This window comes from Marinobacter salinexigens (assembly GCF_008370345.1).
Lineage (GTDB): Bacteria > Pseudomonadota > Gammaproteobacteria > Pseudomonadales > Oleiphilaceae > Marinobacter > Marinobacter salinexigens.
Genome location: NZ_VTUU01000003.1, coordinates 498942 through 517253 on the forward strand (window position 1 = coordinate 498942; position 18312 = coordinate 517253).

17 protein-coding genes and 2 pseudogenes are annotated in these 18312 nt (G+C 56.3%); 12 read left to right on the forward strand and 7 right to left on the reverse strand.

The window, feature by feature from the left end; genetic code table 11:
* The first annotated feature begins 164 nt into the window (after positions 1–164).
* From FWJ25_RS09520 to FWJ25_RS09555, 9 genes and pseudogenes are all read left to right on the forward strand, one after another.
* Positions 165–1196, forward strand: a complete 1032-nt coding sequence (locus FWJ25_RS09520) for an isopenicillin N synthase family dioxygenase (RefSeq protein ID WP_149600022.1) — start codon at positions 165–167, stop codon at positions 1194–1196.
* Positions 1197–1264: 68 nt separating this feature from the next.
* A pseudogene (locus FWJ25_RS09525) lies at positions 1265–1333 on the forward strand (type II toxin-antitoxin system prevent-host-death family antitoxin); the annotation flags it as partial.
* A gap of 162 nt (positions 1334–1495) precedes the next feature.
* Complete coding sequence (locus tag FWJ25_RS09530; protein WP_091812420.1) at positions 1496–1753, forward strand: type II toxin-antitoxin system Phd/YefM family antitoxin; 258 nt, start codon at positions 1496–1498, stop codon at positions 1751–1753.
* Positions 1741–2043: a type II toxin-antitoxin system RelE/ParE family toxin gene (locus tag FWJ25_RS09535; protein ID WP_149600023.1), complete on the forward strand. Its 303-nt coding sequence runs from the start codon at positions 1741–1743 to the stop codon at positions 2041–2043. Before FWJ25_RS09530 ends, FWJ25_RS09535 begins: the two co-directional genes overlap by 13 nt.
* 11 nt (positions 2044–2054) lie before the next feature.
* A pseudogene (locus FWJ25_RS09540) lies at positions 2055–2318 on the forward strand (tyrosine-type recombinase/integrase); the annotation flags it as partial.
* Positions 2319–2598: 280 nt separating this feature from the next.
* Entirely contained in the window at positions 2599–2694 is a 96-nt protein-coding gene (locus FWJ25_RS19875) for a BREX-1 system adenine-specific DNA-methyltransferase PglX (RefSeq protein WP_246166737.1), read from the forward strand.
* A gap of 60 nt (positions 2695–2754) precedes the next feature.
* Positions 2755–3885, forward strand: a complete 1131-nt coding sequence (locus FWJ25_RS09545) for an AAA family ATPase (RefSeq protein ID WP_149600024.1) — start codon at positions 2755–2757, stop codon at positions 3883–3885.
* A 95-nt stretch (positions 3886–3980) separates the two neighbouring features.
* Positions 3981–4646 carry a hypothetical protein gene (locus tag FWJ25_RS09550; protein ID WP_149600025.1) on the forward strand — a complete coding sequence of 222 codons (666 nt, stop codon included), beginning with the start codon at positions 3981–3983 and terminating at the stop codon, positions 4644–4646.
* A 117-nt stretch (positions 4647–4763) separates the two neighbouring features.
* On the forward strand, positions 4764–6110 hold the full coding sequence (locus FWJ25_RS09555; RefSeq protein WP_149600026.1) for a tetratricopeptide repeat protein: 1347 nt from the start codon (positions 4764–4766) through the stop codon (positions 6108–6110).
* Between the two features lie 257 nt (positions 6111–6367).
* Here FWJ25_RS09555 and FWJ25_RS09560 read toward each other — a convergent pair whose 3' ends face one another.
* The 7 genes from FWJ25_RS09560 to xdhA are packed head-to-tail and all read right to left on the reverse strand — an operon-like array spanning position 6368 to position 14470.
* Positions 6368–7564, reverse strand: coding sequence for a urate hydroxylase PuuD (locus FWJ25_RS09560; RefSeq protein WP_149600027.1), 1197 nt, complete (start codon positions 7562–7564; stop codon positions 6368–6370).
* A 3-nt stretch (positions 7565–7567) separates the two neighbouring features.
* The gene (gene guaD, locus FWJ25_RS09565; protein ID WP_149600028.1) at positions 7568–8959 is read right to left on the reverse strand and encodes a guanine deaminase; all 1392 of its coding nucleotides are present in this window, start codon (positions 8957–8959) and stop codon (positions 7568–7570) included.
* Positions 8959–9303, reverse strand: coding sequence for a hydroxyisourate hydrolase (uraH, locus tag FWJ25_RS09570; RefSeq protein WP_149600029.1), 345 nt, complete (start codon positions 9301–9303; stop codon positions 8959–8961). The genes guaD and uraH overlap by 1 nt, the downstream gene beginning before the upstream one ends.
* A complete protein-coding gene (uraD, locus tag FWJ25_RS09575; RefSeq protein WP_149600030.1) occupies positions 9300–9800 on the reverse strand; it encodes a 2-oxo-4-hydroxy-4-carboxy-5-ureidoimidazoline decarboxylase in 501 nt (166 codons plus the stop codon). The genes uraH and uraD overlap by 4 nt, the downstream gene beginning before the upstream one ends.
* Complete coding sequence (gene xdhC, locus FWJ25_RS09580) at positions 9797–10660, reverse strand: xanthine dehydrogenase accessory protein XdhC (protein WP_149600031.1); 864 nt, start codon at positions 10658–10660, stop codon at positions 9797–9799. The genes uraD and xdhC overlap by 4 nt, the downstream gene beginning before the upstream one ends.
* Positions 10660–13014 (reverse strand): xanthine dehydrogenase molybdopterin binding subunit, encoded by a 2355-nt coding sequence (gene xdhB, locus FWJ25_RS09585; RefSeq protein WP_149600032.1) that lies wholly within the window; start codon positions 13012–13014, stop codon positions 10660–10662. The genes xdhC and xdhB overlap by 1 nt, the downstream gene beginning before the upstream one ends.
* Positions 13007–14470, reverse strand: a complete 1464-nt coding sequence (gene xdhA / locus FWJ25_RS09590) for a xanthine dehydrogenase small subunit (protein WP_149600033.1) — start codon at positions 14468–14470, stop codon at positions 13007–13009. Before xdhA ends, xdhB begins: the two co-directional genes overlap by 8 nt.
* Before the next feature lie 237 nt (positions 14471–14707).
* Here xdhA and FWJ25_RS09595 point away from each other — a divergent pair, with 237 nt between their 5' ends.
* The 3 genes from FWJ25_RS09595 to FWJ25_RS09605 are packed head-to-tail and all read left to right on the forward strand — an operon-like array spanning position 14708 to position 18258.
* Complete coding sequence (locus FWJ25_RS09595) at positions 14708–16243, forward strand: ABC transporter ATP-binding protein (protein ID WP_149600034.1); 1536 nt, start codon at positions 14708–14710, stop codon at positions 16241–16243.
* A complete protein-coding gene (locus tag FWJ25_RS09600; protein WP_149600035.1) occupies positions 16230–17336 on the forward strand; it encodes an ABC transporter permease in 1107 nt (368 codons plus the stop codon). The genes FWJ25_RS09595 and FWJ25_RS09600 overlap by 14 nt, the downstream gene beginning before the upstream one ends.
* Before the next feature lies 1 nt (position 17337).
* The gene (locus FWJ25_RS09605; protein ID WP_149600036.1) at positions 17338–18258 is read left to right on the forward strand and encodes an ABC transporter permease; all 921 of its coding nucleotides are present in this window, start codon (positions 17338–17340) and stop codon (positions 18256–18258) included.
* The last annotated feature ends 54 nt before the right edge of the window (positions 18259–18312 follow it).

Sequence of the window (18312 nt, forward strand, 5' to 3'; positions counted from 1 at the left end):
AGGAATTGCCTCCGGTAATTTCGGGTCATTGCTCAGTCGTCGACCGTAGCGCAATCAGGCGTGGTTGGCGGCGATGGCAATGATGATCCTGCCTTTTTGCCCGTCACCTCCCCTGTTTGCCTCCGGAAACCGATGATCCCATTGAAGAAAGCCCGGGAGGCAATATGACCAACACTGCAGAAAAGTACGCACTCAAGGAACTGAACCTGGAAACCACGTTTGGTGGCATGGGTAAGGAGATCGAACGGGACGTGCCCGTGATCGATCTGACCGACTTCGATCAGCGCCGGGAAGAAATTACCGATCAGCTTTGGGAGGCCGCCACTGAGGTGGGTTTCTTCCAGCTGTCCAACCATGGCCTGGACATCGCCCTGATCAAGCAGGCTTTCGGTCTGTCTGAGCGGTTTTTCGCATTACCTGAGGACGCCAAGCAGCATTACCCCCTTAAGAAAGGGCTGAATGCTGGTTGGGAGTTCAAATCCCAGGTACGGCCATCGACCGGCACGGCAGATGACAAGGAGTCCTACCAGATCACGTTGCCCCACATGGACGACCTCTGGCCGAACCAGACGGTAGTGCCGGAATTCAACCGCGTGATGCTGGATTTTGAGCACAAGGCCTGGCAACTGGGCATGAAAGTGCTGTCCTGCTTTGCGGACCGGCTCGGCTTCGAGCGTGACTTCTTTACCCGCGCCCATGACCGGAGCAGCGAAGAATACCAGAGCACCCTTCGCCTGTTGCATTACCTGCCGCTGCCGGAAAGCAGCCGCCCTGACGAGTCCATCTGGCGTGCCGGAGCCCACACCGATTTTGACTGCCTGACCATGGTCTTCCAGCAGGAAGGGCAAGGCGGATTGCAGGTCAGCCCGGGCAAGGGCGCCGAGGGCAAAGGGGATGACCGTGAATGGTTCAGCGTGACCCCGAAGGAAGAGCGCATTACCTGCAATATCGGTGACATGCTGATGCGCTGGAGTGATGATCGCCTGAAATCCACCCTGCATCGGGTGCGCATGCCCAAGCCGGGCGACTACAACGGCCCTCGCTACAGCATGGCCTTCTTCTGCCAGGCGAATAAGGATCAGATTATTCAGGGCCCGGAGAAGAAGTACCCGCCGATTTCTGCACGGGATTACCTGTTGCAGCGGATTCAGGCGAACTTCGATGCCGCAGAAAAGGCGGCAGAAGCTCGTAAGTAATATCTGATTTGACCAAAAGGAGCCCCCGTCATTGGGGGTTCTTTTTTGGCTCATAAGCCATCAAAAAGGTACGGGGTAAGCGGAACAAAGCCGTTCTGGTTTCCGAGGAAGACTGGTCTGCAATTCAGGAAACACTGTCTAAGGTTCTCGGGTGTACTCCTGAGAGCAGGTTGGCGATGCAAGACAGGTATGACCTATGGGTGGCTCGCGGCACGCCGCAAAGCTAAGTGTTAACTGTGATTCCCTCACCCGTAAAGTGATACTATAGTGCCACTATCAATTTGGATCAGGGTGAGCCCATGAAAGTTGAGCTTGTTACGAACCTCAAACGCCAAGCCACAAAGATCCTGGCAGATCTTCATGTGTCTAAAGAGCCGGTACTGATCACGGAGCACGGTCAGCCATCCGCATACCTTGTCGATGTGCAAGATTACGAGTTTATGCAGCGCCGACTTGAGCTGCTTGAGGGGCTCTCACGAGGAGAGCGAGCTGTACTTGAGGGAAGAACGTACAGCCAAAGTGAGGCCAGGGAGAAAATGAGTAAATGGCTGAAGTAATCTGGACAGAGCCCGCCCTTCAAGAACTGGATGCCATCGCTGAGTACATTGCTCTAGACAATCCTTCTGCCGCAAGCGATCTGGTCCAACAGGTTTTCGATAAGACCGAGCGTTTGGAAAACTTTCCTCAATCCGGGCGGATTCCTCCCGAACTCCCCAATTCGGTATACAGAGAGGTAGTGGTTCCACCGTGTCGCATTTTTTATCGTGAGGATGAGAGGCGGGTTCTCATCCTCTGTGTCATGCGAGAGGAGCGGCAGCTTCGTGCGTACATGCTTGGAAGCAGCTAACCAGGCGCGTTACCCGGATGCGAAAGTTTGACCATATCACTACTCATCAATAGGCCCGTCTTGTCAAAAAGTGGATTACCAGCATTGGACTTGATCCTTCAGTCTACGCAACCCATTCAATGAGACGCAGCAAAGCGACATTGATCTACAAGAAGACCAAGAAACTTCGAGCCGCCCAGTTGCTGTTGGGACACACGAATATGTCGAGCACCGTGCGGTACCTTGGTGTCGAGGTCGAGGATGCTCTGGAGATAGCTGAGAGTATTGAGATCTAGGTACGTAACTTGTGTCCTTGGTCCCTTTGGATGCCGTAAACGCTGCCAGCCCCGGTCGATGATCACCCTCGGGTTTCGATCAGGCTCCTCCCGTTGCTAAACAAAAGCGAACATTAGTAATCTTTTTTTAAAGATCCATGCATCCATTGGAAAGCCAATGCCCAAAAGGGCTATTTTGGGTGGTCTGGATAGGTGCTCCAGCGCCAGCATAAGCAGGGCCCGACGGGGGTAAGTCCAATCTCTTTTCAGGCGTGTCCACAGTGACGGGGTAGAACTCCAGATGGAACTCGCCGAATTCGACGAAAAACTCCGCCATTACGCCGACCAACGTATTAGTCTGGATCTGGATGATTGGGGTAAGGGCGAGTTATGGTAAATTCAGCGATCTACAGGCAGAGGTCAAATTCATAACAGGGAATGCTCCCGGGGTAAGCGTGTGATCAAGTCAATCGAAATTGACAATTTCAAATCCCTAGTCGACTTCAAGTTGGAGCTGGCCAAGTTTAACTGCATCGTCGGTTTGAATGGCGTTGGTAAGTCGACTCTGCTTCAGGCTCTGGATTTTCTGTCTCAGCTTATGCATGGCGATATCAAGGGTTGGTTGGAGCGCCGTCAATGGGGGACCTCAGATCTTAACTCAAAGCTCATTAAGCGAAGCAATATTGAGTTCAAGGTAATAGTTGAATCCGAGGGAGTTGAAATCAGTTGGTCGGGTAGTTTTAACCGGACTTCTCTGCGCTGTACGAAGGAGTCCGTCGTCTGTGGGGAAAAACGTCAACTTGGTGTAGATGAGGGGGCGCTTAGCCTCAATGGTCCGCGACAACACATCTTCTTTGACTATCAGGGCTCAATTCTCTCCGGACTCAAAGAAGAGCTGCTTTCAGGCGAGCTCAAGGCTCTGAAGAGTCAGATGATCAACATCCGCTCCCTTGATTTGATCAGCCCAGAGCAATTGCGTAACCGTACGCGTTCCGCTGAAGGCAAGCTGGGCTTGGGAGGGCAGCATCTGTCTGCACTTATTCATGAGCAGGGCCCGGTGGCACAGAGAAAGCTTCGTGATGCCCTTTCAGCAGTTTACCCACAGTTGGCAGCGATAAATACCAAGTCACTAACTTCTGGGTGGAAGCACCTTGAAGTTACCGAGCAGTTTGGGAACAAAAGTTTGGTGTCTTCGGCACGCCATATGAATGACGGTATGCTGAGATTGATGGCCATTCTGCTGCAAATTGAGGTTGGCGGTGAGATGCTCTTGTTTGATGAGATAGAAAATGGAATCAACCCGGAATTGGTGGAGTACCTGATGGATAAACTGGTCAGCGCCAAGGATCAGGTGCTGGTGACCACTCATAGTCCGATGATTTTAAACTTCATCGAGGACAATATTGCCAAAGAGGGCATTACCTGTCTCTACAAGACGGAGGAAGGGCATACTAAGGCTATCCGTCTTTTCGATATCCCGTCCATGGCACAAAAGTTGGATTTTATGGGCCCAGGTGAAGCATTTATAGATACTGACCTGACAGAACTCCACAAGGAGATACAGCTAATACGCCTGATTGGAGCCTAGTCATGTATCTCTTATTGAGCGGTGAGGGGGTTGGTGACATTGGCCGCTGCAGGCACGGAACCAGTTGCGAACGCCCAGACTTTGAGGAAGGCCCAATGGCTATCATTATTGATCAGCTCGTTGAGATTTTTCAGGGATTCGACATGTCCCATCTCGCTAGCGATCTGGTCGGCTTTGTTTCTAAGAAACATCTAGTTGAAAGCAAACTGCCGTCCCAACGTAAATCAATGTCGCTGCCGGGCAAGAAAAAGCCGAAAGAAACCCAATACTATTACGAGAATGCCCGAGCCCTTGCAGCGTTGGCCAAGGATCGGGGGGAGCGGGAACAGTCGCCCGTCATTGGTGTTTTATTCAGGGATGCCGACGGGACTGCCTCCGCTGGTCGTGGAGACTGGCAAGACAAACGCAACTCGATGATTGCCGGGTTTAAAGCTGAGAACTTTGACCTTGGTGTAGCCATGATGCCCAAGCCCAAATCGGAAGCCTGGCTGCTATGTGCTTCACAGAAAAGTAGATATCAGAACTGCGCCCGACTGGAGAAAGAGTCAGGTAATGATGCCAGCCCAAACTCGCTTAAACAACAACTAGCAGCCGCACTGGACGGTGCTGACAATAGGGCTGAAATCAATGCAATGCTTTACAAGAAAGTGATTGATGTCGAGCGCATTGACATGCCTTCCTTCAACCTTTTCAAAGACGATCTGATGAGTGTGGTGAAATGTGCCCTTACGGCTGAGAGTCCACTGAAGGGGGAGCTTTAGCTATGAGGGAGTGGCTATGAATTATTGCAGTTTTTTGGCAGGAGGCAGTGAAGGGATTGTCTCTCCGATAAAATTTTCTAAAACATCACAGATTTTTATAATATAAGGGATTATGTAGTGAGAGCTCTAGTATTTGTTCTTGTTGTTTTCGTTTCAACATTTTCTTATGGCGAGGTGGAAACTAAAACTCTAGATCAACAATTTTCAGAGGCTTTAAAAATATTTGAAGAGACGGAGAATGAAGAAAAGGCTCGTGCAGCAGTCCTTATTATTCACGAGCTAAAGGATAAGGGGTATGTCCCTGCTAAATTCTTGGTTGGCAAATATACGAGTGGGACTGAAGGGTTTAAATTGGTCAAGCAGGCTGCCGAAAAAGGTTATGCAGAAGCTCAATACTATTTAGGCTCACTTTATCTTGATGAAAATGACAAGGCGGTTGTTAGAGATATAAAAGAAGCGGAGTTTTGGCTTTTAAAAGCTGCTGAAAATACAGGTGATTTTTCTACGGATGCTCAGGTTCGACTGATTCTGCTTTATGAAAATGAACCCGAACTAATCGACCTAAAGAAGGCTGAAAAATGGGCGGGGCAGCTGGTTCGATCCATGCAAGATCAGGGGTTTGATTTAAAGGAATATAACGAAAATGGATTCATGCAATCATTTTGGCGCGTAGCAAGGACAAATTCCTATTACAAACCCATTAGAACCGCTGCAGAGATGGGGCATGCTGCCTCTCAACAAATCGTTGGTTCAATATATCTAAATGGCTTTTCATTTTCTAACTCTGAACCTGTTGGGCGGTGGATCATACATAGAAATCGCAAGCTCGGTATCGATTGGCTTATAAAAGCTGCAAACCAAGGGGAGCCAAAAAGCTCACAAGAGTTAGGAATAATTTATGCGTCAGGTTTTTATCCCGAAGCCCGGGAGGTAACTCCTCTAGATTGGGTGACGGCTGAACGTTTTCTCAGAGTGGCCGCTGATGCTGGAATGGAGTACGCTCAAAAAATGCTCGATGAGCGACAAAAGTATCATACCAAGGAATGGAACGATGAATACTCACGCGGTACGGCGCATACCCATTATGTTCGTACAGATTTCACGAGCGTACGGCTTTTTTCAAAGATCGGTGTCAGCCAGGGCGGAACCTTTCGACTTTATTTCGATTTCCGGGATGATACCGATAAGAAAGGCTGCGATTTTCACGGACAGAAGCCGCGTTCATCAATCTGGAAGTTCAATGAGCAACAGGTTCGAATGGATGTGATGTGTAATAGAACTGAATCCGGATATGGAGATGAATATGCAACACCCAGTTCTCAAGCTGGTCATGAGTTTGTCGTGAATCTGTTTAAGAAATCAATTTCAGATATTGTAGTGGAAGCTTACGGTTATGAGTTTCCAGTCTCCGCCATTGGTTTTAGTAAGCTTTGGGGAGCAACCGGAGGGAGTAAAGTTCTCTAGTCATTGTCATGTTTAATAGCGATTGTTTGTACGGATAGCTCAAAATCATTTTGGCAGATAAGACTGGTGGCTGGACTTACCCCGGTACGCATGACAAACCCGAGCCTCAAACGGGGCCTTTGTGACTCGGATCTAACGTCCACTTTGCGACCAAAGGGGTACCTTTGGTCACCCACCCGCTCAACGACACGTGCAAAAGGCCCCCCAATTCGGGAGGCGATTTCGCTGGCGAAGCTTTGTTGAGGAAATTCAGCCGCTCAAGGCTTTGCCTGTAACCACTGCCCCAACTGCTGGCGCTCCTCCTCCGTCATCCCGGTCACGTTACCCAGTGGCATGTAGTGGGAGTTGACCGCTGCCTGAAGCACCTTGTCCCGATGGCTTGCCAGGAGCGATAGCTCATCCAGGCGAATACCGGCAGGCGGAGCCTGGAAGGCCGGATGGCTTGGTTTGGCGGAATGGCAGGCCAGGCAGTGAGTGCCTACCAGGGCGGTTACGGTTTCGTCGCTGACGGTATGGCTGGCGGACACGGGGCTTACGATCGGTTCCGGTGCTATGGCCCAGATCAGCACCGCTGTCATCAGGGCAGCCATCACCAGAATCCCGGGTTTATTGATGTCCCGGTGCTTCAGGTTGAAGTAGTGCCGGGCGAACGCGGCAATAAAACAAACAGCCGCCAGAACGGCCCAGCCATGGGCGTTGCCGTAAAGCATCGGGTAGTGGTTGCTGATCATGATGATGATGATCGGCAGCGTGAGGTAGTTATTGTGGGTGGAGCGCAGTTTCGACAAGTCGGCCAGGCGGGCGACCCGTGCATCCGGCTCACGGCCTTCTTCAATGGCGTTTACCAGTGCCCGCTGTGACGGGACGATCCCGAGGAACACGTTGGCGACCATGATAGTGCCGATCACCGCACCCACATGGATGTAGGCACCCCGGCCTGAAAATACCTGGAACAGCCCCCAGTCCACGAACAGCAGTATGCCGAACAGCACCAGCCCAAAGAGCTTGCCGTTATTGGCCAGGGGGCTTCTGATCAGTGCCTCGTAGAGCGCCAGTACAACCGCTACCGTACCCAGGCCGATAAGCGCGGCCATTCCAGGGCTGAGGTCAGCCTTGGTCGGATCAATCAGGTAACCGGGAGAGTTCAGGTAGTACACGATGCACAGCAGAGACAGGCCGCTGAGCAGGGTTGAGTAGGCTTCCCACTTGAACCAGTGCAGTTCCCGGGGCATTTTCTTGGGCGCCAGCTGGTATTTGGCCACTTCATAGATACCGCCACCGTGGATGGCCCAGAGGTCCCCTTTGATGCCATCTTTCTTCTTCCATTCCGGCGGTTCCCGGAGATGGTTGTCCAGCCAGATGAAATAGAACGAAGCGCCAATCCAGGCAACGCCGGCAATCACATGAAACCAGCGGACTAGTAGGGCGAGCCACTCGCTGAGGTATGCTTCCATGGATCAGGCTCCTTGCTTGTGGGTTAGAGGTTGGGATGAGGTGTCTGGCGCGGAGCTAGCAGATCGCTGATAACGAATATTGCCTGCAACGATGGTCGCCGCCACGGCCCGGTCATCGCCGAGGATCATCAGATTGAACAGGGCTTCCATCAGGGTGGTGGTGTAGGCCGATTTCATCTCCAGCAGTGGTGATGCGTTTTGGTCGAGTACCACAAAGTCTGCATGCTTGCCGGGTTTGAAGTTGCCGATCTGGTCGTCCTGATGGAGAACCCTGGCATTACCCAGCGTTGCCAGATAGAAGGCCTGCCAGGGAGTCATGGTCTGCCCCCGGAGGCGGCAGACTTTGTAGGCCTCCGCCATGGTGGTCAGCATGGAGAGGCTGGTGCCGCCGCCAACGTCCGATGCCAGCCCAACGGTCACGCCGGCTTCCCGGGCGTTGCGAAAATCGAACAGGCCGCTGCCGAGGAAGGTGTTGGAGGTGGGGCAGAATGCGATGCGGCTGCCAGTCTCTGCCAGTCGTTTCCGATCGCCATGGTTAATGTGAATGCCATGAGCCAGCACGGTGTGGTCACCGAGCAGGCCGTAATGATCGTAGACATCCAGATAGCTGCTCCGCTCCGGGAATAATTCCCGGATCCAGTCGATTTCACCGGTGTTCTCGGCCCAGTGGGTCTGGACCATGACGTCCGGGTGCTCCTGGGCGAGCCGCCCTGCCAGTGCCAGTTGCTCAGGTGTCGAAGTGGCGGCGAACCGGGGCGTGATGGCGTACCGCTGCCGGCCCCGGCGATGCCATTTTTCCAGCAGTGCGAGGCTGTCGTTGTAACTACCCCGGGCCGTGTCCATCAGATCATCGGGGGCGTACCGGTCCATCATGACCTTGCCGGCAGTCAGCCCCATGCTGCGCTCTTCCGCCGCTTCAAACAGCGAATCAACGGACTGGGGGTGAGAAGTGCAGAACACCAGAGCGGAGGTTGTTCCGTGGCGCAGCAGCAGGTCGGTGAAACGGGATGCCTCGGTCCGGGCCCAATCAACATCGCTGAAGCGAGCTTCATGGGGGAAGGTATAGGTTTCCAGCCAGTCCAGCAGTTGCGTACCGTAGCTCGCCATGACTCCGAGTTGCGGCATATGCACGTGGGTGTCGATGAAGCCGGGCACGATAAGTCCGTCCTGCCACCGGGTAACTGCGGTGCCTGACGGCAGGCGGGGTAGCCATTCGCTGGCCGGTCCGGTGGCGAGTATTTTGCCCTGATGAGTGATGAGCAGGCCGTCTTCAATGAACGCCATGCTGCCCTGCCTGGGATCGGGATCATTGCCGGGGTCGTCCAGGAAATGCAGCAGTGCGCCGCGATGAACCTCGCAGTCTTCTAGCAGTATTGTGTCGTTAACGGTGGTCATCAGCTCCCCCGGTAGGTTGAGAACCCCCACTGGTTCAGCAGCAGAGGAACGTGATAGTGGGAGCCCGGGTCGGTGATCCGGAAATCCAGACACACTTCCGGGAAGAAAGTCTCCAGGCCGGCGGCCTGGTACCAGTCGCCAGTGGCGAACCGGATGCGGTAGTGGCCGGCTTCGACGGCATCATCAAACCAGTTCATGATCCGTCCATCGCTGTCGGTGGTTCCCCGGGCGATGCAGGTTTCCTGCTGGTCATCCACCCGATACAGCGCGACGGCGACACCAGCGGCGGGCGTACCGCTACCAAGATCCAGAATGTGGGTGGTCACAGGGCTTTTTGAGGTCATAGCAGTTTCTCCAGACGCAACTCGGTGATCTTTGCCTGCTCTCGGGCTGCGTTTTCCAGTTCTTCGGCACGGCTGTTTGGCAGTCGGGATTCCAGCAGGTCGAGCATTTCCTGCGCAGACTTGCCGGTAGCGCAGACAATGAAGATAAAACCGAATTTTTCAGCGTAGGCATCGTTGCCGGCCTTCAGACGTTGCAGGATGTCTTCGGATGCATCACTGGCACCAGACTGTTCGCCGCTGGCCAGGGCTTTGGTGCTGGCGTATTTCGCTCGCAGGCTGTCGACATCCCCGATTTTGGGGTGGGCTTCAAAGGCCTGGAGCCAGTCCTGCTCAGTGAGGGTTGGCCACAGTGAACGGCTTTGGCCGATCAGGGCCTCCTGGTCGGCATAGGGCATCCCCAACAGCATGCCCTGAATCCAGGGTTCTGCTGCGCAACAGTCCCGGAAGCGGGCTTCGGCCATATCCGGAGCCAGATTGTTGATGGTTTCCAGTGTCATTCGAGCATGTCTCCGGTTTCTGGGTTCTTGATCAGCCCCTTGAGTTCCTTCCAGTCCAGTCCGCGGCGGATCGGGACCGCCCGGGTATTCTCCCCGGCAAGGCTCAGAAGTTCTGCGCTGATGGATACCGCCACTTCCATGGGGCGTTTGCCCGGAATATCGGAGCGACCGACCGGACAGCGGATACTGTCAATGGCATCCACTGCGAAGCCGCGATGTTCCAGGCGTTTTCTGAAGCGCTCCGCCTTGGTGTCGGAGCCGATCAGGCCAATGCCCGAGCAGTCATCGCTGGTTAGCAGGGTGCGGCAAAGATCAAAGTCCAGTTGATGGTTGTGGGTCAGGATCAGTACCTGTTTTCCGGAACAGAGAGCCGGTGCGTCGCCCACGGGGTCATCGGTGAGATGGGGGCGGACGTTGGCGGGCATGCTGGCAGGAAATTGCTCTGCACGCTCATCGACCCAGGTGATACGCCAGGGCAGGTCGCCGAGTATGGTGACCAGCGCTTTGGCGACGTGACCTGCGCCAAAGATAACCAGCTCCTGCTCACATCCGGGATGGGCCTCCACCAGTACCGACACGCTTCCGCCGCAGCACTGGCCGAGGCTGGCGCCGAGAGGGAAGTGGGCGATTTCACTGGTGTAGTCCTGATTTGCCAGGCGTTCCCGGGCCTGCTGGCAAATACGGTATTCCAGGTGGCCACCACCGATGGTGTCGTAGCTGTGTTCGCCGGTGACCACCATTTTGGTGGCCGGCTCCCGTGGCACCGATCCGGTGACGCCCAGTACCGTCACCAGCACATACGGCTCACCTTTGTCCTCGCAATGGCCAACGGCCTGGTACCAGTTCAGTCGACGCTCCATTACGCGCTCTCCTTTTGCCCGGCCAGCCAGGCTTGGCTGGCGTTGACCGAGCCCAGAACCCGCTCCGGTGTTGCCGGGGTATCCAGCGGTGCACTGAAGCGGTAATCGGTGATGCTGGATACCGCATCTCTCAGTGCGCTCCAGACGGCGATGCCCAGCATCAGAGGGGGTTCGCCTACGGCCTTGGAGTGGAAGATGGTGGCTTCGCGGTTCGGGCTGTTTGGCAGCAGTTCCACCCGCAGGTCTGGTGGGCAGTCAGACACGGCCGGAATCTTGTAGGTAGCCGGGCCTGTGGTCAGGAGCCGGCCTTCGTCGCTGTACACCAGTTCTTCGGTGGTCAGCCAGCCCATGCCCTGAACAAAGCCACCTTCGATCTGGCCAATATCGATCTCCGGGTTCAGCGAGCGGCCGACATCAAACAGGATGTCGGTGCGAAGCACCCGGTATTCGCCAGTCAGGGTGTCGATAACCACTTCGGAACAGCCGGCGCCGTTGGAGTAATACAGGAATGGGTGCCCTTTCCCGGTTTCCGCATCGTAGTGGATCTTCGGCGTGGCATAGAAGCCTGACGACCAGAGCGGAATACGGTTCAGGTAGGCGGTCTGTACGAAGGTCTGCCAGGGGATGACCTGATCGCCAACGATCACCTGATTGTCCGAGAAGGAGACCTTGTCCGGGGACGTCGACCAGTGCCGGGCGGCAAACTCGATCATCCCTTCCATGATCTTTTCGCAGGCATCCAGCGCAGCCATCCCGTTCAGGTCGGAACCGGATGAGGCTGCCGTCGGCGACGTGTTGGCGATCTTGTCGGTGCGGGTGGCCGAGACCTTGACCCGGTCCAGATCCACCTGGAAGGCGGAAGCCACGACCTGGGCGACTTTAACGTAGAGACCCTGGCCCATCTCGGTACCGCCGTGGTTCACCTGGATGCTGCCATCGGTATAGATGTGCACCAGCGCGCCGGCCTGGTTCAGGTGCTTGGCGGTAAAGGAAATGCCGAATTTCACCGGTGTAAGCGCCAGGCCGCGCTTGAGAACCGGGTTGCTGCCATTGAACTCGGCGATCTCTTCCCGGCGTTTGCGATAGTCTGAGCTGGCCTCGAGCTTTTCGAGCAGCTCCGGCAGTACGTGTTGCTCGATGGTCTGGTCGTAGTGGGTGGTATCGCGCCCCGGACGGTAAAGGTTGAGTTTGCGGATATCCAGCGGATCTTTGCCCAGATGGCGGGCGATGTCGTCCATCGCCTGCTCAATCACCATCATGCCCTGAGGGCCACCGAAACCGCGGAAGGCGGTGTTGGATACGGTGTGGGTCTTGCAACGGTGGCCAGTGACCCGGGCCTGATCCAGATAGTAGGCGTTGTCTGCGTGGAACATGGCACGGTCGACGATGGCGTCTGACAGATCCGGTGAGTAGCCGCAACGGCCAGCAACCATCAGATCGGCGCCGTGAATCAGGCCGTCGTCGTCAAAGCCAATGTCATAGGTGTTGAAGAAGTCATGACGCTTGCCGGTTTGTACCATGTCGTCCGGGCGGGACAGACGGTACTTCACCGGGCGCCGGGTAACATTGGCCAGCAGGGCGGCGATACAGGCGGGGGCTGCGGCCTGGGTTTCCTTGCCCCCGAAACCGCCACCCATGCGCCGAACCTCGGTATGCACTTCGTGGATCGGCAGTCCCAGCACTTCCGCCACCAGCTTCTGGACTTCAGTGGGGTTCTGGGTGGAGGTATGAACGAACATGCCACCGTCTTCGGTGGGCTCTACCAGGCAGGCCTGGCTTTCCAGGTAAAAATGCTCCTGACCCCCTACAAACTGCTGGCCGCTGAGGCGGTTGGGTGCTTCGGCCAGGGCTTTGTCCGGTTCGCCCCTTAGCTGGGTCTGGCTTGGTCGTACAAACAGTTCTTTTTCCAGTGCCTGGTCAACGGAAACCACGGCATCCAGTGGCTCATAGTCGACCCGCGCCAGTCGCGCAGCCTTGCGGGCTGCTTCATGGGAGGTGGCGGCGACGGCGAAGATCGGTTGGCCGATGTGTTCTACAACGCCGTCAGCCAGAACCGGGTCGCCGGGCAGAACCGGCCCGATATCGATATCACCGGGGACATCGCTGGCGGTAACGACGGCGACAACACCGGGGTATTCCCGGACCGCGCTCAGGTCCATTGACAAGATGCGGGCGTGGGCCTGCTCGCTGTGACCGACAGCTGCATGCAGCAGGCCTTCGGGCATCGGCAGGTCATCAATGTACCGGGCCTGACCGCTGACGTGCTTCCACGCGCTTTCGTGTTTGACGCTGTGGCCGGCCAGGCCGCGGGCGGAGTGGGCCGGAGTGGGAGTGTTAAGGGGGAGCTTACGCATAATCAGTCACCATCAGGTTTTCGCTGGTGTTTGAACTGGAGGCCAGGAGGGCACGACGAAGAAGGTTGCCTGCCACCTGCGTGCGGTAGCCGGCAGACGCGCGAACATCACTCAGTGGGGTGAAGTCGCTGGCGAGGGCCTCGATGGCCTTGGCTACGCTGGCGTCATTCCAGGGCTGGCCAACAAGTGCGGCTTCGGCTTTGAGGGCCCGGGCGGGTGTTGCCGCCATGCCGCCGAATGCCAGTCGGCAATCGCTGACTGTGCCGTTGTCGATCGTCAGGCGGAACGCCCCGAGTACAGCAGAGATGTCGTCGTCGATGCGTTTGGAGACCTTAAAGATGTATAGCTGCTCATTGTCTTTCGGTGCGGGGACCCGCACCGAATGGATGAACTCGCCTGGTTTCAGGTCGGTCTTTTTGTAGTCATGGAAGAAGGATTCCAGGGGAAGCTGCCGCTCACCATCCGGACCGTCGAGTACCAGAGTGGCCCCAAGGGCGATCAGTGGCGGTGGCATGTCTCCAATCGGGGAGGCGTTGGCGATGTTTCCACCCAGCGTTCCGCGATTCCGGATCTGCAGTGATCCCAGACGTTCGAGCATAGTGTCAAACGCGGGCCAGAGATCGCTGAGGCTGGCGCGGAGATTCCGGTAGGTGGTGGCGGCTCCGATCACCAGATCGTCGCCGTCGCGGGTGCAGCCTTTCAGTTCCGGCACTCGCTCAACGCTGATCAGGTGTTCCAGGGATTTCAGTTGCTGGGTGATTTCCAGTGCAAGATCGGTACTGCCGGCTACCAGCCTGGAATCGGGATAGTCACGGCGCAGAGAACGCAATTCATCGAGGCTGACCGGAGCATCGTAACGAGCGGTGTTTGCCAGAGAGAGGGAAATGCTTTCCTTGTGAATGCCCTCCAGGCCGGGGTTGCTGCTAGTGTCGCACAAGCTGGCCGCCGGGTGCGATGCCTCGGGTGTCCATTCTTCCACCATGGCGTCTTTACCTGCCGCAATGATGGGGCGGTAGCCGGTGCACCGGCACAGGTTTCCGGACAGGGCTTCCATAACCTGTTCTTCAATATCCTGACGGCCTTCCTTGTTTGCATGGAGGGCTGTCAGTGACATCACGATGCCGGGTGTGCAGAAGCCGCATTGGGCGCCATGCTTCTCCATCATATTGGATTGAACCGGGTGTGCCTGTTTGTCGTGGAAGGCCTCAATGGTGATCAGCTCTTTGCCGTGCAGGCTGCCAAGCAGGCTGATGCAGCTGTTAATGGCTTCATAGCGAATGCTGCCATTCTGGTCAGCGGTTCCCGTGATGACTGTACAGGCGCCACAGTCGCCAGAGGCGCAGCCCTCTTTGGTGCCGGTAAGTCGCATTTTGGTGCGTAGCCATTCGAGGATGCTCAAATTTGGGTCGACCTGGTCAACTTTTTCTATTCGACCGTTCAGAAGGAATTCGATCACGGTTCTCTCCGTCAGAGCTTTATTTACAGTGTTTTTCAGGTGCTTCCTGCCGTTTGGTGGCAGGTTTTCCGCAGTGTCTGGTGGTGTTTCTGCAAAAATCTGACCAATTGGTTGGTTTCGTGTTTTTTTCGGGTTTATTAACTATTGGCAAGCATATTGCTCGCTCTTGAAATGTTGATTGATTGGTCAGCTTATGGAATGGCCAGTCAGGTGAATCGAACGAACATGAGACTCTGTATGACTGCGGCGCTGCGCCTGAAACTGGAAAACATCGTCAAGGAATACCCGGGATGCCGGGCCAACGACGGTATTGATCTCACGGTCGAGGCTGGAGAGATCCATGCTTTGCTGGGCGAGAACGGCGCGGGCAAGAGCACCCTGATGAAAGTGATCTACGGTGTGGTGCAGCCGGACGAAGGCCGGATGCTCTGGAATGGGCATGAGGTGCGTGTGGAGAATCCCGCTCAGGCCCGAAGCATGGGCATTGGCATGGTGTTCCAGCACTTCTCACTGTTCGAGACGCTGACTGTGGCTGAGAACATAGCCCTCAGTCTTCCCCCGGAGGAAGCCCGTGATCGCGGTGCGCTTGATCAGCGGATCCGCGAGGTTTCTGAGCGCTATGGCATGGCGCTGGACCCACGGCGCTACGTCAGCACCCTGTCGGTCGGAGAACGCCAACGAGTGGAAATTGTGCGCTGCCTGATTCAGGAAACTACGTTGTTGATTCTTGATGAGCCGACATCGGTACTGACACCTCAGGAGGTGACTGCACTGTTCTCCACGTTGAGGCAGCTTGCAAAGGAAGGCTGCAGCATCCTGTTTATCAGTCACAAACTGGAGGAAGTGCGGAGCCTTTGTCACAACGCCACGGTATTGCGCCAGGGCCGAGTCAGTGGCGACTGTCAGCCTGCTGAGCTGTCTGCAGCAGAGATCGCGCGGATGATGGTGGGTGACGATACGCCGATTTCGACACAGGTCTCCACCGCAGAACCTGGTGATGTCCTGCTGGATGTGCGGAATCTGAACTGGAAGAGCAATGACCCGTTTGGTACCAGTCTTGACCAGGTCAGTCTTAACCTGAGGGAAGGTGAGATTGTGGGTATCGCGGGGGTGGCCGGCAACGGCCAGGACGAACTGCTCAAGGCGTTGTCCGGCGAGATTCGGACCGATTCGGGCTCGATGCGCTTTGCCGATACGGATCTGGGAAGCCTGGCTCCGGATCAGCGCCGCAAGCTGGGCGTGGCTATCGTGCCTGAGGAGCGGCTGGGGCGAGGCGCTGTGCCGGAGATGTCGCTGGCGGACAATGCCTTGCTGACGGCTTCTGGCCAGGGGCTGGTGGAGCGGGGAATGATTCGCTTCGGCAAAGTCAGAGAATTTTCCCGGGAAGTGATCCGCCGTTTCGGGGTTCGTTGTACCGGAGAAAACAGCGCCGCTGGCAGCTTGTCAGGCGGTAACCTGCAAAAGTACATCATCGGCCGTGAGGCCCTGCAAAATCCCCGGCTGCTGGTGGCATCCCACCCTACCTGGGGTGTGGATGTGGGGTCTGCGGTTGCTATCCATGAGGCTCTGGTCCGGCTCCGGGACGAGGGGGCGGCCATCGTGTTGATCTCTGAGGATCTTGATGAGCTGTACCAGCTCTGTAATCGCCTGGGCGCGCTGTGTCACGGTCGTCTGTCGCCGCTTGCACCAACGGCTGAGCTGAGTATCGAGCAGCTCGGGCAATGGATGGCTGGCGAATTCGAATCCGGGGAGGTGGCTCATGCTGCTGCTTGAGAAGCGCCCTGTTGATTCAACCCTGATGCGCTGGGCCTCGCCGGTACTGGCTTTGGTTCTGACGGTGATCACTGGCTTCGTGTTGTTCCTTGCGATGGGCAAGGACCCGGTGGATGGCCTGAAATTTTTCTTCATTACCCCCATCAGTGACCTGATCGGTCTGGCCGAGCTGGGGCTTAAAATGGCGCCTCTGCTGCTTTGTGCGGCGGGCCTGACGGTCTGTTACCGGGCCAAGCTCTGGAACATCGGCGCTGAGGGGCACTTCCTGATCGGTGCGCTCGGTGCCAGCGTAATGGCGGTGCAGCTTGTGGATAACTCCGGTTTCTGGGTGCTGCCCGTGGTATTGCTTGCGGGTGTGCTCGGGGCGATGGTCTGGGCCGCCATTGCGGCCGGGTTGAAAACCCACCTGCACTGCAATGAAATCCTGACCACCATCATGCTCAACTACATTGCACTGAATCTCCTGCTCTATGTGGTTCATGGGCCCCTGAAAGACCCATACGGCTTCGGCTTTCCCCAGTCCGTCATGTTTTCCGATTCCGCGTTGCTCCCGGCGCTTATTCCGGGCACCCGCCTGCACCTTGGGCTGGCGTTTGGCCTGCTGGCAGCAGTTGCCCTCTGGGTTCTGTTTGCTCGCAGCTTCATTGGTTTCCAGTTGAATGTGGTGGGGCAGGATCATCGCGCAGCGGCTTTTGCCGGTTTCGGAGCCCGTCGCCTGACCTGGTTCGCGTTCCTGATTGCGGGTGCTACCGCAGGACTGGCGGGGGCTTCGGAAGTGACTGGTCCGATCGGGCAACTCGTTCCCCAGGTCTCTCCGGGGTATGGCTATACCGCCATCATCGTGGTGTTTCTGGGCCGTATGCACGCGGTGGGCATTGTTGCCGCCAGCGCCCTGTTGGCACTGACGTTTATCGGCGGGGAAATGCTGCAAATCGCCATGAACATGCCAAAGGCAGTAACCGGATTGTTCCAGGGACTGCTGCTGTTCTATCTGCTTACCTGTGATGCCTTCATCCACTACCGCGTACGCCTGAAGCCGTCAGCGCACCAATCAACCAAGGCCGCCGTTACGGCGGCTCACGGGGAGGCTTGAAATGGAACTTCTGACCAACATACTGGCTGCGACTGTGGTGGCAGGAACCCCGCTGTTACTGGTAGCTCTTGGCGAACTGATCTGTGAGCGCTCGGGTGTTCTCAACCTGGGGCAGGAAGGGATGATGCTGATGGGCGCTGTGGCAGGATTCGCGGCCGCGCTTTCAAGTGGCAGCCTGGTCGTGGGGCTGGCTGCGGCTATTCTTGCCGGAATCGGAATGTCGCTGTTGTTTGCTTTCATGGCGGTAACACTGGCAGCGAACCAGTACGCAGCCGGATTGGCTCTGACCATTTTTGGCACCGGGCTGAGCGCCTTTTTGGGCGCGGGGTTTGTAGGCCAGTCTATTGACGGCTTCACCCGTGTTGCTATTCCACTGCTCAGCGATATCCCGGTTGTTGGGCGTGTCTTTTTTGATCAGGACCCGCTGGTCTACCTATCGTTGCTCATCTTTGCCTGCGTGGCTGTCTTCCTGCGTAAAACCCGGGGTGGGCTGCTGTTGCGCGCTGTGGGCGAATCACCGGAAGCTGCCAACGCAAACGGCCTGAAAGTACTGGTGGTCCGTTACCTGGCGGTGGCGTTTGGTGGCGGCATGGCGGGCCTGGCCGGTGCCTATCTGTCCCTCGCCTATACCCCGCTCTGGACCGAGAACATGACCGCCGGTCGCGGTTGGATCGCCCTTGCATTGGTGGTATTCGCCACCTGGCGTCCTGAGCGGGTGTTGCTGGGAGCATATCTGTTTGGCGCTGCCAGCATCCTGCATCTGGTGCTTCAGGGCCTGGGCTGGAAAAGCTCTACCGAGCTGCTGGCAATGCTGCCTTACCTGGTCACCATCCTGATGCTGGTTCTGCTGTCCTGGAACCCGGCGCGAACCCGTTTGAATACTCCCCTTTCCCTTGGCCAGCCCTACCGGCCGGGACGCTAATAAAAAACACCAACGTGCTCCAACAATGACTCAAAAAGAAAGTAACCAGAGAGG